The 24,609-nt window shown below is 41.2% G+C and carries 22 protein-coding genes and 1 tRNA gene; 7 read left to right on the top strand and 16 right to left on the bottom strand.

Annotated features, from left to right (window positions below):
* Position 1: 1 nt before the first annotated feature.
* The 5 genes from MTN96_RS33465 to MTN96_RS33485 form a co-directional block, all read right to left on the bottom strand.
* Positions 2 to 74, bottom strand: a tRNA-Gly gene (locus MTN96_RS33465).
* A gap of 208 nt (positions 75 to 282) precedes the next feature.
* Complete coding sequence (pgsA, locus tag MTN96_RS33470) at positions 283 to 828, bottom strand: CDP-diacylglycerol--glycerol-3-phosphate 3-phosphatidyltransferase (protein WP_024033647.1); 546 nt, start codon at positions 826 to 828, stop codon at positions 283 to 285.
* 42 nt (positions 829 to 870) lie between these two features.
* Complete coding sequence (gene uvrC, locus MTN96_RS33475; RefSeq protein WP_004589510.1) at positions 871 to 2,694, bottom strand: excinuclease ABC subunit UvrC; 1,824 nt, start codon at positions 2,692 to 2,694, stop codon at positions 871 to 873.
* An 11-nt stretch (positions 2,695 to 2,705) separates the two neighbouring features.
* On the bottom strand, positions 2,706 to 3,356 hold the full coding sequence (gene uvrY, locus MTN96_RS33480; RefSeq protein WP_004589511.1) for a UvrY/SirA/GacA family response regulator transcription factor: 651 nt from the start codon (positions 3,354 to 3,356) through the stop codon (positions 2,706 to 2,708).
* Between the two features lie 158 nt (positions 3,357 to 3,514).
* A complete protein-coding gene (locus tag MTN96_RS33485; RefSeq protein ID WP_024033649.1) occupies positions 3,515 to 4,666 on the bottom strand; it encodes a dicarboxylate/amino acid:cation symporter in 1,152 nt (383 codons plus the stop codon).
* Positions 4,667 to 5,032: 366 nt separating this feature from the next.
* Here MTN96_RS33485 and cysK point away from each other — a divergent pair, with 366 nt between their 5' ends.
* On the top strand, positions 5,033 to 6,001 hold the full coding sequence (gene cysK / locus MTN96_RS33490; RefSeq protein ID WP_004589513.1) for a cysteine synthase A: 969 nt from the start codon (positions 5,033 to 5,035) through the stop codon (positions 5,999 to 6,001).
* A gap of 146 nt (positions 6,002 to 6,147) precedes the next feature.
* Positions 6,148 to 6,582, top strand: coding sequence for a hypothetical protein (locus MTN96_RS33495; RefSeq protein WP_029773124.1), 435 nt, complete (start codon positions 6,148 to 6,150; stop codon positions 6,580 to 6,582).
* 66 nt (positions 6,583 to 6,648) lie between these two features.
* On the opposite strand, the gene MTN96_RS33500 is transcribed toward MTN96_RS33495, so the two are convergent.
* Positions 6,649 to 8,925, bottom strand: a complete 2,277-nt coding sequence (locus MTN96_RS33500) for an acyl-CoA dehydrogenase (protein ID WP_248534336.1) — start codon at positions 8,923 to 8,925, stop codon at positions 6,649 to 6,651.
* Positions 8,926 to 9,092: 167 nt separating this feature from the next.
* On the opposite strand from MTN96_RS33500, the gene MTN96_RS33505 reads away from it, so the two are divergent.
* On the top strand, positions 9,093 to 10,940 hold the full coding sequence (locus MTN96_RS33505; protein WP_248534338.1) for a M2 family metallopeptidase: 1,848 nt from the start codon (positions 9,093 to 9,095) through the stop codon (positions 10,938 to 10,940).
* An 87-nt stretch (positions 10,941 to 11,027) separates the two neighbouring features.
* Here MTN96_RS33505 and MTN96_RS33510 read toward each other — a convergent pair whose 3' ends face one another.
* The 8 genes from MTN96_RS33510 to MTN96_RS33545 all read right to left on the bottom strand — a co-directional run bounded on the left by MTN96_RS33510 (position 11,028) and on the right by MTN96_RS33545 (position 18,343).
* On the bottom strand, positions 11,028 to 11,831 hold the full coding sequence (locus MTN96_RS33510; protein ID WP_248534340.1) for a putative porin: 804 nt from the start codon (positions 11,829 to 11,831) through the stop codon (positions 11,028 to 11,030).
* A gap of 477 nt (positions 11,832 to 12,308) precedes the next feature.
* Positions 12,309 to 13,103 (bottom strand): putative porin, encoded by a 795-nt coding sequence (locus MTN96_RS33515; RefSeq protein WP_004589517.1) that lies wholly within the window; start codon positions 13,101 to 13,103, stop codon positions 12,309 to 12,311.
* 199 nt (positions 13,104 to 13,302) lie between these two features.
* A complete protein-coding gene (locus tag MTN96_RS33520) occupies positions 13,303 to 13,677 on the bottom strand; it encodes a PH domain-containing protein (RefSeq protein WP_004589518.1) in 375 nt (124 codons plus the stop codon).
* A complete protein-coding gene (locus tag MTN96_RS33525; RefSeq protein WP_024033654.1) occupies positions 13,677 to 14,585 on the bottom strand; it encodes an ABC transporter ATP-binding protein in 909 nt (302 codons plus the stop codon). Before MTN96_RS33525 ends, MTN96_RS33520 begins: the two co-directional genes overlap by 1 nt.
* Positions 14,582 to 15,409 (bottom strand): ABC transporter permease, encoded by an 828-nt coding sequence (locus MTN96_RS33530; protein WP_054983890.1) that lies wholly within the window; start codon positions 15,407 to 15,409, stop codon positions 14,582 to 14,584. Before MTN96_RS33530 ends, MTN96_RS33525 begins: the two co-directional genes overlap by 4 nt.
* Positions 15,410 to 15,572: 163 nt before the next feature.
* On the bottom strand, positions 15,573 to 16,754 hold the full coding sequence (locus MTN96_RS33535) for a cystathionine beta-lyase (RefSeq protein ID WP_248534343.1): 1,182 nt from the start codon (positions 16,752 to 16,754) through the stop codon (positions 15,573 to 15,575).
* Between the two features lie 9 nt (positions 16,755 to 16,763).
* The gene (gene nudC, locus MTN96_RS33540; protein ID WP_248534345.1) at positions 16,764 to 17,687 is read right to left on the bottom strand and encodes an NAD(+) diphosphatase; all 924 of its coding nucleotides are present in this window, start codon (positions 17,685 to 17,687) and stop codon (positions 16,764 to 16,766) included.
* 152 nt (positions 17,688 to 17,839) lie between these two features.
* Entirely contained in the window at positions 17,840 to 18,343 is a 504-nt protein-coding gene (locus MTN96_RS33545; RefSeq protein WP_004589523.1) for an NYN domain-containing protein, read from the bottom strand.
* 166 nt (positions 18,344 to 18,509) lie between these two features.
* Here MTN96_RS33545 and MTN96_RS33550 point away from each other — a divergent pair, with 166 nt between their 5' ends.
* Both MTN96_RS33550 and MTN96_RS33555 read left to right on the top strand, forming a co-directional pair.
* Entirely contained in the window at positions 18,510 to 19,133 is a 624-nt protein-coding gene (locus MTN96_RS33550) for a hypothetical protein (protein ID WP_248534347.1), read from the top strand.
* A complete protein-coding gene (locus MTN96_RS33555; protein ID WP_248534349.1) occupies positions 19,133 to 19,876 on the top strand; it encodes a DUF3307 domain-containing protein in 744 nt (247 codons plus the stop codon). Before MTN96_RS33550 ends, MTN96_RS33555 begins: the two co-directional genes overlap by 1 nt.
* Positions 19,877 to 19,979: 103 nt before the next feature.
* Here MTN96_RS33555 and MTN96_RS33560 read toward each other — a convergent pair whose 3' ends face one another.
* On the bottom strand, positions 19,980 to 21,371 hold the full coding sequence (locus MTN96_RS33560; protein WP_004589525.1) for a DEAD/DEAH box helicase: 1,392 nt from the start codon (positions 21,369 to 21,371) through the stop codon (positions 19,980 to 19,982).
* Between the two features lie 136 nt (positions 21,372 to 21,507).
* Between MTN96_RS33560 and MTN96_RS33565 the strand changes: the two genes are divergently transcribed.
* The gene (locus MTN96_RS33565; protein WP_024033661.1) at positions 21,508 to 21,930 is read left to right on the top strand and encodes a DUF1801 domain-containing protein; all 423 of its coding nucleotides are present in this window, start codon (positions 21,508 to 21,510) and stop codon (positions 21,928 to 21,930) included.
* A gap of 279 nt (positions 21,931 to 22,209) precedes the next feature.
* On the opposite strand, the gene MTN96_RS33570 is transcribed toward MTN96_RS33565, so the two are convergent.
* Positions 22,210 to 23,049, bottom strand: coding sequence for an isopenicillin N synthase family oxygenase (locus MTN96_RS33570; RefSeq protein ID WP_004589526.1), 840 nt, complete (start codon positions 23,047 to 23,049; stop codon positions 22,210 to 22,212).
* Between the two features lie 267 nt (positions 23,050 to 23,316).
* Here MTN96_RS33570 and MTN96_RS33575 point away from each other — a divergent pair, with 267 nt between their 5' ends.
* Positions 23,317 to 24,519 carry a bifunctional alpha/beta hydrolase/OsmC family protein gene (locus MTN96_RS33575; protein ID WP_096041952.1) on the top strand — a complete coding sequence of 401 codons (1,203 nt, stop codon included), beginning with the start codon at positions 23,317 to 23,319 and terminating at the stop codon, positions 24,517 to 24,519.
* Positions 24,520 to 24,609: the final 90 nt, after the last annotated feature.

Consider the following 24,609-nt stretch of genomic DNA (forward strand, 5'->3'; position numbering starts at 1 on the left):
GAGCGGCACACGAGGCTCGAACTCGTGACCTCGACCTTGGCAAGGTCGCGCTCTACCAACTGAGCTAGTGCCGCATTATTATTTAATTATCTGCGTTATTCAACATCTTGCGATGTTTACGCTGCTAACTAAGTAACTTTGGTTTTCTTTATCTTAGGGGCTATGCCCTCTCAACACGGACGCATTCTACAGAGATTATTAAACGCGTCAACACAAAAAATGCCACTTTTGAACTGTTTGATTATTTTTTATCTAAAACGGTGCGTTATTAGACGTTTACAATCAATTTTTGGTCAATTCACTCCATGCAGCCATTAAATATTGCACCATAGAGCTCAGTGTTAAATAGGTGGCTATATACAATAAAGCAAAACTTAAATAGATCATCCACGTATCGTATTGCCAAATTAGGCCAATAATCGCCAGCATTTGCGCCGCGGTTTTTATTTTGCCCATATTTGATACTGCAACGTTTCCACGTTTGCCTTGTTCTGCCATCCACTCGCGTAATGCAGATATCACTATTTCACGGCTAATAATAATAAGGGCCGGAATCGTCATATACATAGACTGATAATGATCAGAGAGCGCAACAAGTGCAGCACACACCATAACCTTATCGGCTACAGGGTCTAAAAACGCACCAAAAGGCGTAGATTGCTCTAGCTTTCGTGCTAAATAGCCATCAAGTATATCGGTGATTGATGCAAGCCAAAAAATAAAAGCGGCAGCAAAAAACGCCCAGCTATAAGGCAAGTAAAATATCACCAAAAATATGGGGATAAGAAAAAGTCTAAAGGTTGTGAGTGTGTTTGGAATATTCCACATAACTACTTGGATATGTCTTTTTTTCTATATTCGCATGAAGGGCTAGCCCTTGTCATGCAAATGGTTAAATATCTTCTCAGCCATGTCAGGACTGATCCCAGGAACTTTCTTTAACTGTTCTATATTAGCAGCTTTTACCCCTTGCATGCCCCCTAAATATTTTAATAATGTTTGGCGGCGCTTAGAACCTACTCCGTTGATCTCTTCTAATAATGATTGCGTGCGCTGTTTTTGGCGCTTATTACGGTGCCCTGCAATAGCAAATCGGTGCGACTCATCGCGAATATGCTGGATTAAATGTAGTGCTGGCGCATCCGAATCCATAGGAATCGTTTTTCGCCCGCCATCAATTAATAAGGTTTCAAGGCCTGGCTTTCTGCTTGTGCCTTTTGCTACACCTACTAACAGCGGCATTTTAGCATGTGGCCACGTGGCAAAATACTGCTCTGCACGGCCTAGTTGCCCTTTACCACCGTCAATGAATATAACGTCAGGGATTTTGTCTTCATCTACCACTTTGTTGTAGCGTTTGTTCAGTGCAAACTCCATTGCCGCGTAATCATCACCGCCGGTTATACCCGTTACGTTGTAGCGTCTGTACTCTTTGTTATTTGGCCCTTGCGAATCAAATACTACACAACTGGCTACTGTGTTCTCCCCCATGGTATGGCTGATATCAAAACATTCCATTCTGTTTATATCATCTAAGCCTAGGGTCGCTTTTAATTGTGCATAACGTTTATTTATAGAGTCTTGCGTACTTTGTTTAACGGTAATGCTGTTTAATGCGTTTTTATTAGCAAGCTGAAGATATTGTGCTCGCTCTCCGCGGGTGACCACTTTAAGCGATACTTTACGCTCACTAATTTGCGTAAGCGCTTCACTCAATGCGCTACTTTCTTCAATCTCGAACGGTAAAATAATCTCTTTTGCTATGCGCCCTGTCGCACCAGGCGCTAAATAATATTGCCCTAAAAACGAAGTGAGTATTTCCTCTTGTCCCGAATCTTTAGGCACTTTTGGAAAATAGGTTTTACTGCCTAGCACTTTATGATCACGGATCATTAATAAATGAATCCCGTTTAATCCATTTAAGTGCGCAAAACCTACCACATCCATTTCAGCAAAATTACCTGAAATAGACTGCTGCTCCTGCATTTTGCGCAGTAGCATAATTTGGTCACGCACTTTAGCTGCGAGCTCAAAGTTAAGGTCTTTACTCGCCGCTTCCATTTTTTTTATTAAATCGGCTATTACTTCGTGCGACTTACCTGTTAAAAACTTACGTACATAATCAACTTGTTCGCCGTACTCTTGCTCTGTCACTTTATTAACACACGGTGCTGAGCAGCGCTTTAGCTGATACTGTAAACACGGGCGGCTTCTGGCACGGTAATAGGCATCTTCGCACTGACGTACAGGAAATATTTTTTGCATTAAACGCAAACTTTCCGACACTGCGCCAGCGCTTGGGAAAGGCCCAAAGTACTCGCCTTTTACCTTGCGGCTGCCTCTATGAAAGGCTAAACGCGGATGTTTATGACTGGTAAGTAATATATAGGGGTATGACTTATCATCACGTAATAAAATGTTATAACGCGGCTGATATTTTTTTATAAGGTTGTTTTCAAGCAGCAGGGCTTCGGTTTCGGTGTTTGTGAGCGTAACTTCAATATCGCAAATATTACTCACTAGCACACGGGTTTTACTGTCGGTTAGATTAGATCTAAAGTAGCTACTTACCCGTTTTTTTAAGTTTTTTGCTTTACCGACATAAATAACTTGTTGTTCACTATCAAGCATACGGTATACACCCGGTTCACTTGATAGCGTTTTTAAAAATTGGGCGTGATCGAATTCAGACATAAATTAAAAAATTAATGAGATACGTCTATATCAATCATTTTATGGCGAATAGCCAAATGAGTAAGCTCAACGTCGCCCCCTACGTTTAATTTTTCAAACATACGGTAACGGTAGCTGTTCACTGTTTTTGAGCTTAAATTTAAGCGCTCGGCAATATCTTGAGCTTTTTCACCTTTGGTGATCATTAGCATAATTTGTAGCTCGCGCTCAGATAAGCTTTGAAAAGGGTTTTCATCGGTACGCCCTGTTACTTGTGCAAGGGCTATTTGTTGTGCAATTTCTGGGGCGATATAACGCTGACCTGCATGAACAGACCGTATAGCACGAACCATTTCATCAGAGCCTGCACCTTTGGTTAAAAAGCCATGCGCGCCAATTTGCATCACTTTTGATGGAAACGGGTCTTCGCAATTAACCGTAAGCACAATAATTTTTACATCTGGGCAATAGCGACAAATCTTTTTTGTGGCCTCTAAGCCACCCATGCCAGGCATGTTCATATCCATTAATACAATATTAGGTGCGTGCTGGCGACAAAACTGTACCGCAGCCTCTCCATCTTTAGCTTCGCCTACCACTTTAAAACCACGTACATCATCTAATATACGTTTTATACCAGTTCGTACCAGCTCATGGTCATCAACTAAAAGCACATTAATCAATGTAATACCCTCATTAACCTAACAATACGCAACAAACAATCTAATTTGCCACATTACCACAGTTAAAGCGAAACAATAACTAATATTATTGCTTCGCTTTAGGTGTACTCATCTTTTAGCATTATTTTACTACTGCTAAATACCAGTACTTTAGTTTTTTATGACGCTGCTTTTTCGCTAAAACGGTCTACCCATAGGGCAATAATACCATCGCCTGTTACATTACACGCAGTACCAAAGCTGTCTTGCGCAAGGTAAAGTGCAATCATAAGTGCAACAGCGCCTTCGTTAAAGCCAAGCATACTGGTTAATAAACCGAGCGCCGACATTACTGCTCCACCAGGTGCACCTGGCGCTGCAATCATTACTACCCCTAACATCATAATAAACGGCAGCATCCCCATTAAAGAAGGTACTTCCATGCTTGGCGATAAAAACATAACGGCCATTGCACACGTCACAATCGTAATGGTAGAACCCGATAAATGGATAGTAGCGCACAGTGGCACTGTAAAGTTTGCTACATCTTCTTTTACGTTATTTGCTTTGCTTGATTGCAAAGACACCGGAATGGTTGCCGCGCTCGACATTGTCCCCAGCGCTGTAAAATAAGCAGGAAGCATATTTTTAACGAGCTCCAACGGGTTACGTTTAAGTAATATCCCCGTAGAAACATATAATACGGTTAGCCACAGCCAGTGCATAACAAGTGCAGCAATAAGCACAACACCAAAGGTTTGCAGTGTATCGACCACGGTCCCTGCTACGGTCATTTCTGCAAATACACCCGCAATGTAAAATGGTAATGCCGGAATAATTACTTTAGATAATAAAGCATCGATTACATCGCGACCCTGATCAGACACTTTTTTAAGTGTTTCTAATTCAAGTTGGCTCATGCCAATACCAAACACAAATGCAGTCACAAGCGCTGTCATTACACCCATCAGCGGTGGAATTTCTAAATCAATAAAACTGCCAATTTCAGTGGCAACTTCGGCTTCAAACGTAATATTGCCACTTAGCAGTGGAATAACCGCACTTACTAGTAAAAAGGCAAGCGTACCTGCAATTACTGTAGAGCTATAAGCAAAGCCAACGGTTTTACCTAATAAATGGCCAGACCCTTTAGGCAAGCCCGCAATGCCAGAAGCAATAAAAAATAAAATAATTAATGGAATGGTAAAAGAAATGAGTTGGCCAATAAGTTCTTTAACAGTAAATAAAAGCTCAACACCTGTAAGAGGCACATAAAGCCCGACCAAAATACCGGCCACAATACCGGCAATTAATTTTAAGATTAACTTCATTGTGATTGCTTAGTTGAATATAGATAGAGTGTTTTTAACATGTTTTAGGCGCATTGTGTGATAAAAGTATTCAAGTTATATTCATGTGCGCAAATAACACACAAAAACATCGCAATAATTAGCCTACTCTGAGCATTTTTTAACTACGTGGCGAAATTTACTCTTTAAATTTAAAAATGAGCCCGCATCTTTAATAACTAAAGCAACAATAATAACTAATTTTTATTTCGGCTGGTTATAAGCCCAATAGATATATGTTATAGCCAAACTTTACTTTAGTTTTTTTAAACTCGCAGTAAAGTGTATTTATATAGTTAATAGCAAAGGCTATTAACACATTGATCCGATTGTATCCAAAGGAACATTATGTCTACTATTTTTGAAGATAACTCACTAAGCATTGGTAATACACCACTGGTAAAACTTAATCGCGTAACAGGCGGAAACGTTTACGCTAAAGTAGAATCGCGTAATCCTAGCTTTAGTATTAAATGTCGTATTGGTGCATCAATGATTTGGGAAGCTGAAAAATCAGGTCAGCTTGTTGAAGGTAAAGAACTAATTGAACCTACATCGGGTAATACAGGTATTGCCCTTGCATTTGTTGCAGCAGCACGTGGTTACAAATTAACACTTACCATGCCAAATACAATGAGCCTAGAGCGCCGCAAACTATTAAAAGCATTAGGCGCTAACTTAGTGCTTACAGATGGCGCTAAAGGTATGAATGGCGCAATTGAAAAAGCAAAAGAAATTCAAGCAACAGATCCAGAAAAATACATTTTATTACAACAGTTTGAAAACCCAGCTAACCCTAAAATTCACTTTGAAACAACCGGCCCAGAAATTTTTGAAGCGCTTGATGGTAAAGTAGACTTTTTTGTAGCAGGCGTAGGCACTGGCGGTACTATTACAGGTGTTAGCCGTTACCTTAAAAACGAAAAAGGCCTAGATGTTAAAGCGATTGCAGTTGAGCCAACTAACTCACCTGTTATTAGCCAAACGCTTGCAGGCGAAGAAGTAAAACCAGGACCACATAAAATTCAAGGTATTGGCGCAGGCTTTATTCCTGGAAACCTTGATTTAAGTGTGATTGATGGTGCTGAGCAAGTATCAAACGAAGATGCTATTGCAATGGCTCATGAGCTAATGAAAAAAGAAGGTATTTTAGTGGGTATTTCATCAGGCGCAGCTGTTGTTGCCGCTAAACGCCTTGCTGAAAAGCCAGAAAACGCTGATAAAAATATTGTGGTGATTTTACCAAGTGCCACAGAGCGTTACCTGTCTAGCCCAATGTTTGCTGAAGAATTTAGCGAGCAAGAATTAGTACAGTAAACTTCTCTCCTTGAGATACTTAAAAGGATGCTTATGGCATCCTTTTTTATTATTTATGATTCAATTTTCTATTTATTCCCCAGTGCTGCTTTACATCTTGTTTAATTAACCACACACTTTAAAAAAACTAATTAAAAACATTCAACATGAAAAAAATAACAGCTTATTTAAGTTTTATCGTATGCTTATTTTTAGCCGCCTGTGGCGATAGCGTACAAACGCTGGGCGACTCACCGGGCGATACAGCCACCGCTTACTTTGATGCATTGTATAATCAAAAAGATTTACAAAAAGCCAGCACAATGGCTACCCCTAACCTAAGCCGGATTATGAAATCCTATGGCACCGCTAAGCAATTTGCCCGCAACTTAGTAAACCTGCAATACGATGAAGTAGTAATTGAAGTCGATATGACCAACATGAGCGTACGCGAACAATATGGCGATAACGCCAAAATAAACCTCATTTTTACAGGCTACTTTAATGGCGATAAAGTCGATGATATGCGCAGCGTTAAAATGCTTCGTAAAAAAGGGAAATGGTATATAGATAAAATAGTTGCAGATCCTTACGCACGCTAACTTATACACCACAAAAAAGGCCTTACACATGTAAGGCCTTTTTGCGTTTAGCGCTTATCTTAAGCGTTATAATTCACCGGGTTTAAAGTTATCAACGGCAATTGCTTGTTTTCTTAGTTTATTGGTATGGTGCATTGCATCGGCATCTGCTTGCGCAAGGAGCTCATTCTCTAGTGCGTAATTTATTGCGCCTTCTATGTCGAGTGTTGCAGGGACCTTACCACTGCGTTGCCAGTGTTTTAATTCTTTAAACTGTGTTTGCATATCGTGCATAGCTAAAAATGCATTTTCCATCACGCCCGTGCCCGCATTTTCATCTACATAACATAAGTGCGTTAAACGGTTTCTAAACACCCCAGGTTGCGTCATATGCTCGCAAATACTTTGGGCTGTTTCATCACTTGGCCTGTGGTAGTGATTCCCCAGCGGAAACACAATGCGTTTAAGTAAAAAGTTAACCACCGGATTTGAAAAGTTTTTGAAAAAACCATCAAACGCTTGGCCTATCTCATAAAGAGAATTTTCAATAGCGTATTTCACAAAAGGTAAATCAGCCTGTTGGCGCCCTTCATCTTCAAAGCGCTTTAATACCGTAGACGCTAAATATAAATGGCTAAGCACATCACCTAAACGCGCCGAAATCATTTCTTTACGCTTTAGCTCGCCGCCAAGTACCAACATGGCTACATCTGTAGTAAAAGCAAGCCCTCGGCTCATTCTGCTTAGCTGTTTGTAATACACAGCGGTTGCACCGCACACGGGCGCTTTTGCCAAACAGCTTCGCGTAAGACCATGCACAAAAGCCATGCCGGCATTACTGGCAGCAAATAAAATGTGCTTCATCAATAAACTATCAAATTGATCAAGTGCTGCATCATCGTCTTCCATTGCGGCAGCTTCCATTTCCTTTAACACAAACGGATGACAACGCGTGGCACCTTGGCCAAAAATCATTAAGTTGCGGGTTAAAATGTTTGCCCCTTCAACGGTAATCGATACCGGGATCCCCATATAACCATGGGCTAAATAGTTATTAGGCCCAACTTGAATACCTTTACCAGAATGAATGTCCATTGCATCGTTCATTACCGTACGCCCCATTTCGGTCATATGGTATTTTGCAATGGCGGTAACAACCGATGGGCTCAGTTTTAAATCTATTGCGCCTGCGGTCATTAAACGCGCAGACTCTAATGTATACGTTAACCCGCCAATACGCGCTAAGGCTTCTTGTACACCTTCAAATTGGCCGATTGATACACCAAACTGTTGGCGTACCACAGAGTAAGCAGAAGTCATTTTAGAGGCTAAATGCCCTGTTGCGGTGCTTAGTGCAGGTAAAGAAATACCGCGCCCAGCACTTAAACACTCAACCAACATGCGCCAGCCTCGTCCTGCGCCCTGCTCACCGCCAATAATCCAATCTAGCGGAATAAAAACATCTTTACCGTAGGTAGTCCCGTTCATAAATGCCATGTTTAATGGATAATGGCGCTCACCCGTTTCTACCCCTTCATGATCAGTAGGAATTAGCGCACAGGTAATCCCTAGCTCTTTTTCATCGCCTAAAAACCCATCTGGGTCATACATTTTAAAGGCAAGGCCAAGTACGGTTGCCACCGGCGCAAGCGTAATATAACGCTTAGACCAATTTAAACGCAGGCCTATAACTTCTGCACCATTATGCTGCCCTTTACACACTACGCCTGAGTCGGGAATACTGCCCGCATCAGAGCCTGCTTCTGGGCCTGTAAGTGCAAAACACGGTACATCTTTACCACTTGCAAGGCTTGGCAACCAACGGTCTTGTTGCTCTTTTGTGCCATAATGCAGTAACAGCTCGCCTGGGCCTAAGCTATTAGGCACCATAACAGTAACCGCCGCAGTTAAGCTTTTTGTGGCAATTTTTGACACTATGGTTGAATTAGCAATGGCAGAGAACTCACGTCCACCAAATTTTTCAGGAATGATCAGCGCAAAAAAGCCCTCTGTTTTTAAGTAATCCCAGACTTCTTTTGGCAGGTCTTTGTCTTTTTGTACAATTTGGTAATCATCTAGCATCGCCAGTAGCGTGTTAACCTGATTATCCATAAAGTCATTTTCTTTATCGCTAAGCTCAGGCCTTGGAAAGTTATGCAGTTTTTGCCAATCTGGATTACCACTAAATAGCTCACCATCCCACCATACATCGCCGGCTTCCATTGCCTCTCGCTCCGTTTGCGAGAGCGGCGGAAGTACCTTTTTAAACATTTTAAACGTAGGACGGCTGATCAGGTTAAGGCGAATATCTTTGACTGCAAAAATAACCACCACCACGACCAGCAATATTATAAATACTGACATGAGCACATTCCTTTTACATTGAATGAAAATAGTAACTTAATTATGACCCATCTTAGTTTAAATACAATCATTGCGCGATGCACCACACGCCTTAACGTATTAATTTTATTGTTTTAAACATCGCTGCTATTATCACTTTCTTAATAACAATAAACCAAAGGAATACAATGAACACGCCACGCTTTAAATTAAGTATGAGCGCTCTCATAGTCGCAAGTACATTAGCGCTAACCGCCTGCGAAGCAGAAATAGCCATAGACACTAGTGATTCAGCACAGGCCGAGAAGCCTCTTACAAAACAAGATGCCAATGCATTTATTGCCAAAGCCGAGCAAGAGCTAAGTCAGCTTTACCTAGAGTCGAGCCGCGCTGAGTGGATTTACGCAAACTTTATAACGCACGACACCTCGGCGTTATCTGCCGAGGTTAATCGTAAAATGACCGAGTCAGTCGTACGTTTAGCCAATCAGGCAGCCCAATTTGACGACTTAGCGCTTGATTACGATGCACGCCGCAAGCTTAATAAACTTAAACTTGCGCTTACTTTACCCGCACCTCAGGACGCTGAAAAAACAGCCCAACTTTCAACTATTGTGGCAGAGCTTGGGGGTTTATACGGTAAAGGTAAATACTGTAAAGACGATGGCAGCTGTTTAAGCCTTGGTGATATGACCGCAAAAATGGCCACCAGCCGTGATTACAACGAGCTACTTGATTTATGGCAAGGGTGGCGTCAAATTTCAAAGCCAATGCGCCCACTTTACGAGCAGCAAGTAACCCTTACAAATGAAGGGGCTAAAGAGCTAGGTTATGCTGATACCGGCGCAATGTGGCGCAGCAAGTACGATATGCCAGCCGATGACTTTACAACCGAACTTGACCGCATTTGGGGGCAAGTAAAGCCACTTTATAACTCACTGCATTGCCATGTACGCGCTAAATTAGGCGAAAAATACGGCACCGACAAAGTAGCCCAAGATGAGCCAATTCCTGCGCATTTATTAGGAAACATGTGGGCGCAAGCGTGGGGTAACATTTACGATGTAGTCGCGCCAGAAAACGCCGATCCGGGTTACGATGTTACCGAGCTATTAGCTAAAAATAATTACGACGAGCTAAAAATGGTTAAAGGTGCTGAAACCTTTTTTACCTCAATGGGGTTTGAGCCATTGCCAGAGACCTTTTACGAGCGTTCGTTATTTGTAAAACCAAAAGACAGAGACGTGCAGTGTCATGCCTCTGCTTGGAATATAGATAGCAAAGACGACTTACGCATTAAAATGTGTATTCAACGCACCGGCGAAGAATTTTCTGTTATTCACCATGAGCTAGGCCACAACTTTTATCAGCGCGCTTATAATAAACAGCCTTTATTTTATCAAGAAAGTGCCAACGATGGTTTTCACGAAGCCATTGGCGACACCATTGCTTTATCGGTTACACCCGGTTACTTAAAAGAAATTGGTTTACTTGAGCAAGTACCTGATGAGTCAAAAGACATTGGCTTACTAATGAAAATGGCGCTAGATAAAGTCGCCTTTGTGCCCTTTAGCTTAATGGTTGATCAATGGCGCTGGCAGGTATTTTCGGGCCAAGTAAAGCCACAAGATTATAATAAAGCGTGGTGGGAGCTACGTGAAAAATACCAAGGTGTGAAAGCGCCTATTGCACGTAGCGAAGATGACTTTGATCCAGGTGCTAAATACCACGTACCAGGCAACACCCCTTATACACGTTACTTTTTAGCACATATTTTACAGTTTGAATTTCACCGTAGCTTATGTGAAATAGCTGGTAACGATAAAGCCATTCACCGCTGCTCTATTTATAATTCAAAAGAAGCAGGGGATAAGCTAAACGCAATGCTAGAAATGGGCTCTTCTCGTCCATGGCAAGAAGCCCTTGAAACCATTACTGGCAAGCCGCAAATGGATGCAACCGCTATGCTTGATTACTTTGCACCGCTGCAACGCTATTTAGATGAGCAGAACAAAGACCGTAATTGCGGCTGGTAAAACTTTTACCACGGTTAATTTAAGTTAAAAACAACAAAGCCCGCTACAGTAGCGGGCTTTTTGTTCAGTAACTAACTTTTGGTTAAATTAGAACTGTAAGCTTACATTTGCAAAGTAAGCATCGTAATCAGAATCATCCCAGTTATTACCGTAACCTGCTTCTAAACCAACATTGTTATTGAAAAAGTGTTGAGCACCAAAAGCGTAGTCATCGTTCTTGTTAACTGTAACAAACACCGATGTTGCTTTACTGAAATAGTAGTTAGATGCTAATTCCCAGCTACTAGAACCGCCATCAACATCTTCAAATTTACCTTCAACAGTTAAGTAGTTACCTTGCTGTAAATCAACAAAGTACTTAGCTGCTACTGCACGGTAATCAAACTCATCATCTGCTGTTACTGTAAAGCCGATATAATCAGTGCTGTTTAATTCGTGGTTATATGCTAAGTCAACCACAAACTGATTGTCAGCATCTTCAACATCTACAAACGTTGCTTTTAATACAAGGTTTGGATTAAAGAAGTAACCAGCTGAAAGTTCAATTACATCCGTGCTTGAGCCAAAATCACTATCGAAGTTATTGTACTGTGCACCTAGTACAAAATCTTCTACAAAATACTCACCGCCGATGCTAGTAACGTCTAAAAAATCATTATCACTGTATGCACCATAAACATTTGTTTGCTTATTGATGTACTCAAATTGATCATAAGGACCTAACGTCGCTTTTGGAGAAAAGTAATAAGTTGAGTCAACACTTACCGTGTCATCTCCATCAATGTCCATGTATCCTACGTGGCTGATAGATTGGTAAGTATCGGCTGCCATTGCAGTAGATGCAGCGCTTGATAATAAAATACTCGAAATGATAACGGCTAATTTTTTCATTTTAAATTCCCTATAAATGTTATTTTCTATGCTTGGGCCATGTAGCCAAAGTCGGGGCGCATCCTAACAACAAACAATGAACAAAAAATGAATGGATGAGCAAATTAAACACAATATCAATCACTTGAATTGTTAATCATTTCGTACAAATGTAAATATAAAGCACAGCTTAAATCTACAGTAGAATTATATCTCAGCATTTAAACTTCAAAAGTAACAAATAAGGTACAAACTGTCGCTAAATTGAATACAACTTAACTATTCGATAAACCTCATCAATATAACTATCCCTCATTATATTTTTCTCTTTTTTCAAAAAAATTATTATTTTTAATTTAAAAGATGCTATTTAGATGAGCAGAACAAAGACCGTAATTGCACCTGGTAAAACTTTTACCACGGTTAATTTAAGTTAAAAACAACAAAGCCCGCTACAGTAGCGGGCTTTTTATGCTTTTAATTAAGTACAGGGCTTAATTAAAACTGAAAACGCATGTTTGCAAAGTATGCATCGTTATCAGAGTCATCTGCATTGTTCTCGTAACCTACTTTAAGACCAATGTTTTTATTGATGAAGTGCTGAGCACCAAAGCTGTATGTATCTTGCTTGTTGTAGTTAGCAAATACCGAGGTTGCTTTTGAGAAGTAGTAGTTAGTTTCTGCTACCCACTGGTTTTCTGCATCTTCAATGCTCTCGTATTTACCTTCAAACGTTAAAAAGTTACCTTGCTGTAAGTCAATAAAGTACTTAGCTGCAACAGCGCGGTAATCAAAGTCGTCATCAGATGTAAGTGTTACACCTACGTAGTCTGTGCTGTTTAGCATGTGATTGTATGCTAAATCAAACAAAGCAAAGTCATCGCCGTCTTTGTTTTCAACAAGCGTTACTTTTGCTAATAAATCAGGGTTAAAGAAGTAGCCACCAGTTAGCTTGTAAAGCTCACCGTTAGAGCCCGAATCTGGGTCAAGGTTTTCGTAAGATGCGCCAACAACAAATTCATTAATAAAGTATTCGCCACCAATGTTAGTAACATCACCAAAGTCGTCATCAGCATAACCGCCGTAAACGTTAGTTTGTTTATTAATGTACTCAAACTGATCGTACGGACCTAATGTTTTTTTAGGAGATAGGTAATAAATAGAGTCTACAGCAACAGTGTCGTTGTTATCGCTATCTTTGTAGCTTAAATTACTGATTGAATTGTAGCTGTCTGCAGCAGCCGCAGTGCTAGATAATAAAATGCTTGAAATAATAACTGCTAATTTTTTCATTGTAAGACTTCCCTTTGTGCATTGCTTTTTATGCTTTAGCTCATTGACTAAAGTGGGGACATGCTAACGCTGAGAAACTGAATGAAAACTTAATTAAGCAGTTGTATTTATTAAGTTAATTGTAAGTAGGTGTAAGAAACTGTAAATTTAAAGTAGTTGCAACATATAGTCAACAACTACTTAAAACATGTTCAGCAAACTAAAGTGCATGCTGACTTATTACACGATAAACTTCGTTAATATTATCGCCCGATTTAAACTCTTTACTAATAGGCGTTGGGTCTGAACCAATCCAAATTTTAAGCTCGGCATCTAAATCAAAGTGCCCTGCACTTTCTTTACTGAACTTAGTAATTTTAGAATAAGCAATACTCACCATTTCCATTTTAGAGCCGGTCATACCTTGCTTATCAATTAAAATTAAACGCTTATTAGTAAAAATAAACATATCGCGAATCACCTTATAGGCTTTTTCTACTTGTTCGCCATCTATTAGGGTATTGGCAAGTACTTTTTCTAAATCAGAATCATCTACTTCGCTTGCATTTCCCATTAAACCACTGAGTAGTCCCATTATGCTTTCTCCTGTGTAAATATTTGATTTTCTAAGGTGTGACCATTTACTAACTGCCTATATTGCCAGTTTTGTTGATGGCAAAAGTTTAATAAAGCAATATCAAGTGGCTCACCGGTTGGCTGGTACTCAATCACGTATTCTTTATGTTGGCTCATATACACACGGCTTACACCTGCTAACGCCTGCAGTTGCTGCTCCACATTTTGATACGCCTCGTTGAGCATTAAGGTATAAAAGTGAGTATGCGTATTGTTGTCTTTTGTTTGGTGCTCGCTCAAAATGCCCTTATCTAGGTGAAGCACTTGGGAGCATAATCGCTCAAGTTCGGTTAAATCGTGCGAACTTAAAATAAAGGTGGCTTCATCGCTTAAGCTCGATACCAGCTCTCGCACCTCTCTGGCATGAATAGGGTCAAGCCCTGCTGTGGCTTCATCAAGCATCACTATTTTCGGCGAGCCAATCAGCGCTTGCGCTATCGTTACCCGTTTACGCATACCGTGAGATAAATCGCCCGCACGCTGTTTAGCGACTTCTTTTAAGCCAACCAAATCAAGTACGCGCAGCGCTTCATTGTGGCTTTGTTTAGCGCCCATGCCTTGAAGCTTGCCATAAAACGCCAGTTGCTTATCTATATTAAAACGCGGATCTAACTGCGCATCTTGCGGTAATGCACTTACTTGGTTGAACAACGCTGCACTACCAGGCTTATGCCCTAAAATACTGAGCTCACCGTGGCTTGGGTTAATATAGCCGCACAATAAACTAAATAATGTGGTTTTACCGGCGCCATTTGGGCCCACTAACGCCACTGGTGCGCCTTTTTGAATTTCAAAGCTTACGTTGTTAAGTGCTTGCTTTGCGCCATACGATTTACTCAAGCCGCTGGCTTTTATTAATACGCTCATAGCGAACTCCTTGTAAATATTCGATGCGCAATCGCTATAAATACAGCGCTTTGAATAAGCGGCACACCTAAGGCACTCAATAAAGGTAGGTTTTGCCCAGCTAAAAGCTCAGAATTAACCCCTGGGAAAAGGTAATCGAGCGCATTTAAAGCCGGTACTTGCCACGCCAATATACCCACAATAATGCCGCCACCAGCAAAATATAAAATGGCTAACACAATTGCTAAACGCGACGAGCGAGCAAATGTGTTAATCAAACTCATTAATGCCACAAACGGGCTAAGTACCACCACCATTATTATAAATATAGAAACCGCACGGCTTAACCCTCCCATTAATAGGCTTGGCTCTCTGTAACCAAGTACGCCAAGGGTTGCCACTAAGGTAATAGCTAATAAACACGCTAACACGCCAAGCTGACCTAAAAAACGGCCAAATAAAATTTCAAACCGTGTAGAACGCAATGATAAAAACCGTAATGTGCCGCGCTCTCTATCGCCAACGGTTTGATCGCTTGATATAAAAATAGCAAACAGCGGAAAGCTATACAAAGCGACTAGCCAGTACATAGCAAATTCGGCCTCAGGCCAATCAAGCAACTTACTTAAACCAATACTGCCTGAAATATCGCGTGCCATTTGTTCAAAATTGGGGGCACTAATAATGCTGACGGCTTGGCCTATCGGGTAGCGTAAAATAAGTAACCACACAAGGGCAAAGGCGGCCATTGCAATTAAGCCGCGCTTGGTTAAAAACATACGTACTAGCTCAAAACCCGCTATTTGGGTTAATCGCCCTATGTTCACTAATGATGATGTTGCCATTGGCTTTCCTTAATGACGTTGCTCATGCTTTAAAATAAAGCGTAATGTAACAACAGTAAGTGTAAACACCTTGAATTACCAGCAAAAAAAAGCTCACCATAAGTGAGCTTTGTAACAAACCGTTTAAATGTAACAGGCCAAACTTTGTTTATTTAGCCTATTTTTATAAATGCTGTTGGTATACCTCAAGCGCTTGGCTTAAGTCATTAATTAAATCATCAATGTCTTCAAGGCCAATATGCAAGCGAATAACAGGGCCTAAATCCCAACCCGTGTTCGAACGTAAACCTTTCATGGTCAAATTGGCGGTAACTAAACTTTCAAAGCCACCCCACGAAAAGCCCATTTTAATGTGCTCAAGGCTATCTAAAAACGCATCAATGGCTTTTTGGTTACCGGCTTTCATTACAAATGAAAACAACCCATTGCTGCCATCAAAGTCGCGCTTAAAAAATTCATGCCCAGGGCAGCTTTCAAATGCAGGATGGCGAATATGATCAACTAACTCATGTTGCTCAAGCCATTTTGCCACCTCTATAGCCGCCTTTTCGTGCTGATTTAAACGCACTGCCATAGTGCGTAAGCCTCTAAGCGCTAAATAGGCATCATCTGCGCTGGTGCATTGCCCCAATAAGTACGACTGCTCACGCAGGGTTGGCCAGTACTTTTTATTTGCCACTGCTACACCCATCATTACATCAGAGTGGCCAACAATGTACTTAGTTGCTGCTTGAATACTAATATCTACACCGTGTTCAAGTGGGCGGTAATGCAAGCCATTGCCGTAGGTGTTATCAAGCATGGTCATAATATTATGCTCATTGGCTACTTTTACCATGGCAGGTACATCTTGTATTTCCATGGTTATAGAGCCAGGCGATTCTAAAAACAGCACTTTTGTGTTTGGCTGAATATACGCCTCAATACCTGCGCCAATTGTAGGTGGGTAATAAGTGGTGGTAACACCTAGCCCCGCTAAAATTTTATCGCAAAAATCACGCGTAGGTTCATACACGTTATCAACCATTAAAATATGATCGCCCGCCTTTACAAACGACAATAACGCTTGGCTTATTGCCGCAGCGCCGCATGGGTAAAGTGCGCAGCCTTCACCGCCTTCAAGCTCGGTTATTGCCTCTTGCAGTGCAAAATGTGTAGTTGTGCCACGGCGGCCATAAAATAATGTTTTATCACCGCGGGTTTTAGCGGCTTCTTTTAATTCGGCCACGCTGTCAAATACAATTGTAGAAGCGCGCTGTACTACGGGATTTACCACACCATGGGTGTAGACTTTTTTACGCCCCGTTGATACTAACTGGGTATTTTTATTTTTGCTTGTCGCCATTACCAATCCTTAAGCCTTATTTGAAAGCCATTGTTCAATTAAAAAACGCGAAATTGAATCGACCCGAGGGAGTTTATAATGATCGCCTTCATCGCCCATATTGCCAAACGCCTTAACTTCTTCGCGCGTAAACCATTTGGCATCGTCTAATTCGTCTTTATCTACGTTTATTTGCTCAGTTTTAGCCTGAGCAATAAAACCCAACATAATAGAGGAAGGAAATGGCCAAGGTTGCGAGGCAATATAACGTACATTATCAACGTCAATGCCTGCTTCTTCTTTAACTTCGCGCGCTACAGCTTGCTCTAGTGTTTCACCTGGATCTACAAAGCCTGCCAATGACGAATACATACCTTGTTGCCATATTGCTTGGCGACCCAATAAACAACGCTCTATTCCATCTTCAAATACTTTAGTAACCACCATAATTACTGCAGGGTCAGTGCGTGGAAATGTAGGGTGCTTGCAGTGCTCGTTTTCACATAGGCGTGAATGCCCTGCCTCTACTAATGTATTTTTACTGCCACAACGCCCGCAAAAACTATGCGTTGCATGCCAATAACATAAACCACGTGCAAGTGCGGCTATAGAGCCATCTTGTATATCAACGTGAGGGCCATATTGGCGTATATCAAAAAACTGTGCGTCGCCTATAACGCGCTTGAGTTCGTCATCGTGTATGGCTGAAACATCTAACGCAAACACACCCTGTTGCTCAGTATTTGAGCCTAAATAAATAGCGTTTGATAAATCTAAATGGGCAATCTGCTGATACGTTAAGTAGCACACTTGAGCTGCGTCTTTATAAAACAAAGTGTGGTTATTATTCACCAAAAGCCACTTACTTTGTGCCGACATTTGTGCGTTTAACCACGCCGCGTTTTTACGAAAATTAGACCCGCGGTCTAATGGCATGTCGCTGTAATAAAGCATGTGAGTCCTCAATAACATGATATGGCGTAAAATTACCATAACCGCTGAGTAAACCCAATTTATTACAGCAATAAAAAAAGCCTATATTAGCTATATAGGCTCTTTATTAAAAACTCTCATGTTGCAGGCACTTAGCCGCTATATTTTATGCTTTAGAGTAGTAAGCTATCATCAATTAAATGAAACTGTTCTGCACTTTGCTTAAGCACCTCTGCGGTTAACTTATCGGCGCCGTAAACATCGCACGGTACATTGTATTGATTTTTTAAATGCCCTAGCAATAACGCAAAGTCGCCATCACCAGAGAGCAAAATAACTTTATCGAGGTTTTTGCCTTGCTCTAGCATATCTATCGTTATGCCTACATCCCAATCCCCTTTTGCGCTGCCGTCACGGCGCTGAATAAACGGCTTTAGTTTTACCTCAAAGCCAATAGCACGCAAAATATTTTGAAACTGGTTTTGTTTTTCATCACCGCGGTGAATGGCATACGCAAATGCACAATCTATAGAATACTGCTGCTTCATGTGCGCCCAAAATGCATTGTAATCAAAGTTTTTACGGTAACTTTCGCGGCACGTGTAATAAATGTTTTGTACATCAACAAAAATACCGACACGTGGCTTACTGATTTGCTGATCGTTTTGTAAAGTCATTTGTTTCCTTAAGTGCTCACAGCTCAGCGTAGCTGAAATAAAACGCCATTAACGAGTGAACCTTGCAATTTTGTTTTAAGTAACCTAAATTGGTTACTTAACTAAATGTAACCAAATTTGGTTACCTGATTCTATGTAACTGCATTAAGTTACTTTTTGGATTTCTATGATTGGTGTGATCAGCGGCGATATAATTAAATCGCAAAAAATACCTAAGCAGCAATACGATGCCATGCTTTATCAGCTAGAGCAAAGTTTGCGTGCAATTAGTAATAATACCTCACTGTGGACCATATACCGAGGTGATGCTTTTCAGTTACAAATAAATCAAAGCGAGCAGTTAATTAAAACCGCTATTATCATTTATTTGCATTTAAAGTCGGCAGGTTACGAGCTACGCCAAAGTATGGCCTTAGGTGAGGTAGACAACCTACGCAGCGATATAAAAACAGCCACCGGCTCGGCCTTTGTGCTCTCAGGGCAAGGCCTTGATAAAATAGCCAACCAACGCTTTACCTTACAGGTAGCAAAGCACGCCCTAGATGAAAGTTTTAGCCTTAACCTTGCCTTTGTCGATACCTTGCTTAGCAAAATAACGCAAAAACAAGCCAATGCGCTTTACGTGTATTTAACCCAGGCCGATAACAGTCATGCAGCACTGGCAAAAGAGCTTAACACCAGTCGCGAAAATGTCACTAAATTGCTTAATTTAGCAAATTATCAGCTTATAGAGCGATTTATAGTACACGCTAAACAGGTCATAACAACGATTGCAAAAGGAAGTGAGTAATGGGGTTTTCGTTATTATTAGTGACATTAATTATAGGCCACCTAGTCAGTGACTTTTTTTTACAACCAATGAGCTGGGTAAACGATAGAAACACCCACCACTTTAAAGCTAAAAAGCTCTACCTGCATGTATTAGTACACGGTGTGGTTAGCGCCGTTATTTTAGCGCTTTGGGAATATAGCTATGGCTGGCAACAACTAAGCACCGTGTTACTTTCAACAGCTGCAATTATGCTTAGCCACTACCTAATAGATATTGCTAAGTCGTATTCAAATAAAGGGGTTGTGCCCTTTTTACTCGACCAAATAGCGCATATAGCCGTAATAATAGCGCTGTGTATTTATATAACTGATAACCAAAGTTTAATCGCGTACGTAAGCGCACTTGCCATAAACCCTAAAGTACTGTGGGTTGTATGCGGATATTTAATTATATTAAGCCCAAGTGCCGTATTTATAAGAATGATGCTTGAAAGGCTCACCGCTAACTTTTCAAGTGAGGGCAGCTTACCGTTGGCCGGACAAAGCATTGGCATGATAGAGCGTGTACTTATGCTGAGCTTTATATTACTTGACCAATTTGCTGGGCTTGGCTTTTTGCTAGCTGCCAAGTCGGTATTTAGGTTTGGCGATTTAAGTGCCAGTAAAGATAAAAAGCTCACCGAGTACGTTATGCTTGGCACCTTACTAAGCGTTAGCGTGACCTTGTTTGTAGGTTTAGGCGTTAATTCGTTGATCAGGTAAGTATAAATTACAGATAATAAAAAACGCGCTACTTCTATTAAAAAGGTAGCGCGTTTTTTTGTATTGGCGTTTAATTAAAGGCCAATACAATCTTTAATAATGATTAATCGTTATTTGGGCGACGACGGCGCTGGCCATTACCACCTACCGATTGGCGTTTTGCCCATGGGCTTTGTGCGTTGTCATCAGTTTTCGCTGCTGGTTTTTTAGAACCACCACGACGAGGGCCGGTACCGCTTCCCCCATTGTTTGGTTTTTTGCTGTTCGGCTTATCAGACTTAGGCTTGTTAAACGGCTGCTTTGCTTTTTTAGGCTTTTTAGGTTTAATTGGGCGAGCATCTAATGCGCGCTCAGGTACTGGGCTAGTTGGTTCAAATCCAGGCTCTTCAGCGCGAGGGATTAGCTCACCAATAAAACGTTCAATACCGTATAAATCAGCGGCGTCATCGGCTGTTACAAACGAAATAGCATGCCCTGATGCACCAGCACGACCGGTACGGCCAATACGGTGAACGTAATCTTCGTATACGTTTGGTAAGTCGTAGTTAACCACATGCGGAAGCTCAACAATATCAAGACCACGTGCCACAATATCAGTGGCTACAAGTACGCGTACTTCACCACTTTTAAAGCCATCAAGCGCTTTAACACGAGCGCCTTGTGATTTATTACCATGAATAGCGGCGCCTACTATGTCGTCGCGCTCAAGCTGTTTAACTAAACGGTTTGCTCCGTGCTTGGTACGGCTAAACACTAATACTTGTTGCCAATCGTTGCTACGAATTAAATGGCTAAGTAATGCGGTTTTACGCGATTTATCAACAGCGTAAACGCTTTGCGTTACGCTTTTAGCAGTGGTGTTTTTTGCCGCAACTGATATTTCAACAGGGTCGTTAATTAACCCTTTTGCTAATGCACGTATATCATCTGAAAACGTTGCCGAAAACATTAAGTTTTGGCGTTTAGGCGGCATTTTAGCAATCAGGCGTTTAATGTCGTGAATAAAGCCCATATCAAGCATGCGGTCGGCTTCATCAAGTACCAGCACTTCAACATTATCAAACTTAACAGCGTTTTGATTATGTAAATCGATTAAACGCCCAGGCGTGGCCACTAAAATATCAACCCCTTTACGAAGGCGCTGCATTTGTGGGTTTATTTTTACGCCGCCGTACACTACAAACGAACTTACATCAGAGTGCTTAGCGTATTCTTCAACGTTTTCGCTTACCTGCAAAGCCAGCTCACGCGTGGGCGCTAAAATAAGGGCACGTACGTGGTTACTTTTTGCTTTACTGCCTTTAGATAGCAGCTCAATTAGCGGTAAAGTAAAACCAGCGGTTTTACCTGTGCCTGTTTGTGCAGCCGCCATTACATCGCGACGTTCAATAATTGCAGGAATTGCTTGAGCCTGAATAGGCGTTGGCGTTTCATAGCCCTTTTCTAAAACCGCGTTAACTAAAGACTGTGATAAACCTAAACCATCAAAACTCATAAAATCTCTCAATAAAATAAAGGCCAAACCGGCCAAGGGCGCATTATACGCAACTAACTTAGAAATGCATGGAAATATTCACTTAGCAAATTAAGTGCTAACCTTAGAGTAGCTAATAACAATACAAATCAACGCTATGACATTAAAAACTAAAGCAAACCAAATAACACTTAAGCAATGCCTAGAAAGTATAGATTCAAAGCGTATTGAAGACACACAAACCTTACTAACCCTGTTTGAAAAAGTCACAGGGGCAAAGCCTGTTGTATGGGGTAAAGATATTATAGGGTTTGACCAATACAGCTATAGGTACGACTCCGGCCGCACAGGTGAATGGCCAATCACAGGGTTTTCACCACGCAAAACTAAGCTTTCTATTTATATTATGCCTGGCTTTGATCACCCCAAAATAGCGGCATTATTAAATAAGCTTGGTAAACATAGCCTAGGTAAAAGCTGTTTGTACGTGACAAAATTGGAAAATATCGATTTAGCTATACTTGAGCAAATAATTGCTGAGTCGGTTTTAATAATGAAACAAACTTACCCAAAAAATTAATACCAATCCGCTTAATTAAGTGATCTATTTTGAGAATAGATAAACGTGTTGATAGCTAGACAATAAATTCGTTATTTAGTTGTTCTCGGCAATTTCTCCTGCATTGCTCTACCTTCTGCATTCATATAGTCATAAATGAGAATTTTTTAATGCAGATAGCGACACGTTTAGCCCCTAAAAATGATTCAACATTATTGCGGATTGGTATAACCTTGCTTAAAAACAACAAAAGCGGCTAAAAGCCGCTTTTGGTTTATATTTAACTCAATAAATATAACGTTATTTAACACCTAGCTCGCGTAAACGCTCTTGTAGGTAGCTGTCTGCAGTGTAACGCTCAGAAAGCACAACATCAGGACGTGGGTGTAAAAACAGCGGTAAAGAAATACGCGACTTAGTCGACGCTTTACCCGTTGGGTTAATTACACGGTGAATAGTCGATGGGAAGTACCCGCCCGACGCTTCTTGTAACATGTCACCAATATTAATAATTAAGCTACCAAAGTCACATGGCACATCTAACCAACCGCCATCAGTTTTTTGAACTTGCAGGCCTGGCTCGTTCGATGCAGGTAACACAGTTAATAAGTTAATGTCACCATGTGCCGCAGCGCGAATTGCACCTGGCTCTTCATCACCTGTCATTGGCGGGTAATGTAAAATGCGTAACAATGTTTGCTCAGAATCAGCAATCATGTCTTTTAAATCGATAGAAAACTTAGCACGTACATCGGCTGGTGCCTCTGCTTGAACCCAGCTTAAAAGCGTTGCTGCAAATTCGTTAGCTAAACGGTAGTACTCACGTACGTCGGCTTCAAGCTCTGCAGGCACGCGACCTTTAGGGTAAACATGAAAGTACTCTTTAATGTCTTTTACTGTAAAGCCTTTAGCTACCTCAGATACAGAAGGTGGGAAATAACCGTCTTGCGTTTCTTTAGAAAATAAAAAGTCGTGCTTTTGCTCTGAATTAAAAAAGTCTTGCCATTTTTCGTAAATAGACTCAACTAAAGATTGCGGGATTGGGTGGTTTTTTAATACACCAAAACCGGTGTTTCTTAACGATTCAACAAAGTGAGCAGCCGCATCGGGAGCTTTATAATCAACAGTAGGTAATTGCATTGTACGTTCCAGTGAATAGGTTGTTAGAAGTGAGCTGCTTTAAAATATAGCTAATTAGCCAATATAAAGTAGCAAAACCTTCATTATAGCGCTGTGCGAGGATAGACAAACCACCCAAAAAACATAAGGACAAATGTCCTCACGATGAAATAGTAAACAGTTTACTTGATCAAGATCAAAGCATAATAAACATTGAAATTACACTAGTTAGTGCTTATATCTTATCTATTATTGTAACGTATTTTAATGAAACACTAAGGCTCTTCTATGCGACAAAAAGTATCTTTTAAAAGCGGCGATTTAGAACTTGCAGGCCAGCTTGAACGCCCAGCCGGCGATGTAAAGTTTTATGCTTTATTTGCACACTGCTTTACCTGTGGGAAAGATATTGCTGCCGCTACGCGCATAAGCCGCGCCCTTACCCAACAGGGTATTGCCGTACTGCGCTTTGACTTTACCGGTCTTGGCAATAGCGACGGCGACTTTGCAAACAGTAACTTCTCATCAAATATTCAAGATTTAGTGGCCGCAGCCGATCACCTGCGTACGCACTTTGATGCGCCGCAGTTATTAATTGGCCACAGCTTAGGCGGCGCTGCCGTACTGGCTGCTGCAGAGCATATTCCTGAGGTATCGGCTATTACAACAATTGGCGCTCCTTCAGATGCACAACACGTTGCACATAACTTTGAAGCCCATTTAGACGAAATAAACGCCGCAGGTGAAGCTAAAGTTAGCTTAGCTGGGCGCGAATTTACCATAAAAAAACAATTTGTAGAGGACATAGCAAAGTACGACCGTAGCCATATAGGCAAATTAAAACGCGCACTTTTAGTTATGCACTCCCCTGTTGATGCCACGGTTAATATTTCAGAAGCCGAGAAAATTTATGCATCAGCCAAACACCCAAAAAGCTTTATTAGCCTCGATAACGCCGACCACTTACTAAGTAATAAAAACGATGCCGAGTACGCTGCTACGCTTATTGCTAATTGGGCAAACCGCTACGTTAAATATGAGCAAAGCAACTACAGCGCAAAATTAGAAAACGGCAAAGTACTGGTTGAAGAAAAAGATCATATATTTACTCAGCACGTAAGTACTAAAGATCATACATGGCTTGCCGATGAGCCATTAAAAGTAGGTGGCAGTAATTTAGGCCCCGATCCGTACGACCATATACTCGCAGGTCTAGGCGCGTGTACCTCAATGACACTGCGTATGTATGCAACCTTAAAAAAGCTGCCGCTTGATCATGTAAAAGTAGAACTTGAACACACCCGCGACTATTACAAAGATTGCGACAACGGCGAATGCACCCAAAACCTAGAGGCCATTACCCGTAAAATTACCCTACGCGGCGACTTAACCGAAGCACAGCGCCAGCGTCTGCTAGAAATAGCCGACAAATGCCCAGTGCATAAAACCCTGCATAACAGCCCAATTGTAGTAAGTGAATTAGTTGAGTAACTAAAACAAAAATAGCGCAGCTGTGGCTGCGCTATTTAGGGCCTGTTTACCTTTCGAGGTTGAATTTGCAGCAGTCTGTTTGGTATTTAG

The sequence above is a fragment of the Pseudoalteromonas sp. 2CM28B genome (assembly GCF_023161935.1).

What these genes read in the sequence shown, in the direction of transcription:
- MTN96_RS33570 (WP_004589526.1), bottom strand. Translation starts at nt 23,049, where the DNA reads ATGCAATTACCTACTGTTGATTATAAAGCTCCCGATGCGGCTGCTCAC.
- MTN96_RS33530 (WP_054983890.1), bottom strand. Translation starts at nt 15,409, where the DNA reads ATGGCAACATCATCATTAGTGAACATAGGGCGATTAACCCAAATAGCG.
- MTN96_RS33485 (WP_024033649.1), bottom strand. Translation starts at nt 4,666, where the DNA reads ATGAAGTTAATCTTAAAATTAATTGCCGGTATTGTGGCCGGTATTTTG.
- uvrC (WP_004589510.1), bottom strand. Translation starts at nt 2,694, where the DNA reads ATGTCTGAATTCGATCACGCCCAATTTTTAAAAACGCTATCAAGTGAA.
- MTN96_RS33560 (WP_004589525.1), bottom strand. Translation starts at nt 21,371, where the DNA reads ATGAGTTTTGATGGTTTAGGTTTATCACAGTCTTTAGTTAACGCGGTT.
- MTN96_RS33515 (WP_004589517.1), bottom strand. Translation starts at nt 13,103, where the DNA reads ATGAAAAAATTAGCAGTTATTATTTCAAGCATTTTATTATCTAGCACT.
- MTN96_RS33565 (WP_024033661.1), top strand. Translation starts at nt 21,508, where the DNA reads ATGACATTAAAAACTAAAGCAAACCAAATAACACTTAAGCAATGCCTA.
- nudC (WP_248534345.1), bottom strand. Translation starts at nt 17,687, where the DNA reads ATGCTTTATTACAGCGACATGCCATTAGACCGCGGGTCTAATTTTCGT.
- MTN96_RS33505 (WP_248534338.1), top strand. Translation starts at nt 9,093, where the DNA reads ATGAACACGCCACGCTTTAAATTAAGTATGAGCGCTCTCATAGTCGCA.
- MTN96_RS33535 (WP_248534343.1), bottom strand. Translation starts at nt 16,754, where the DNA reads ATGGCGACAAGCAAAAATAAAAATACCCAGTTAGTATCAACGGGGCGT.
- pgsA (WP_024033647.1), bottom strand. Translation starts at nt 828, where the DNA reads ATGTGGAATATTCCAAACACACTCACAACCTTTAGACTTTTTCTTATC.
- MTN96_RS33510 (WP_248534340.1), bottom strand. Translation starts at nt 11,831, where the DNA reads ATGAAAAAATTAGCCGTTATCATTTCGAGTATTTTATTATCAAGCGCT.
- MTN96_RS33545 (WP_004589523.1), bottom strand. Translation starts at nt 18,343, where the DNA reads ATGACTTTACAAAACGATCAGCAAATCAGTAAGCCACGTGTCGGTATT.
- MTN96_RS33500 (WP_248534336.1), bottom strand. Translation starts at nt 8,925, where the DNA reads ATGTCAGTATTTATAATATTGCTGGTCGTGGTGGTGGTTATTTTTGCA.
- MTN96_RS33550 (WP_248534347.1), top strand. Translation starts at nt 18,510, where the DNA reads ATGATTGGTGTGATCAGCGGCGATATAATTAAATCGCAAAAAATACCT.
- MTN96_RS33495 (WP_029773124.1), top strand. Translation starts at nt 6,148, where the DNA reads ATGAAAAAAATAACAGCTTATTTAAGTTTTATCGTATGCTTATTTTTA.
- MTN96_RS33525 (WP_024033654.1), bottom strand. Translation starts at nt 14,585, where the DNA reads ATGAGCGTATTAATAAAAGCCAGCGGCTTGAGTAAATCGTATGGCGCA.
- MTN96_RS33520 (WP_004589518.1), bottom strand. Translation starts at nt 13,677, where the DNA reads ATGGGACTACTCAGTGGTTTAATGGGAAATGCAAGCGAAGTAGATGAT.
- MTN96_RS33575 (WP_096041952.1), top strand. Translation starts at nt 23,317, where the DNA reads ATGCGACAAAAAGTATCTTTTAAAAGCGGCGATTTAGAACTTGCAGGC.
- MTN96_RS33555 (WP_248534349.1), top strand. Translation starts at nt 19,133, where the DNA reads ATGGGGTTTTCGTTATTATTAGTGACATTAATTATAGGCCACCTAGTC.
- cysK (WP_004589513.1), top strand. Translation starts at nt 5,033, where the DNA reads ATGTCTACTATTTTTGAAGATAACTCACTAAGCATTGGTAATACACCA.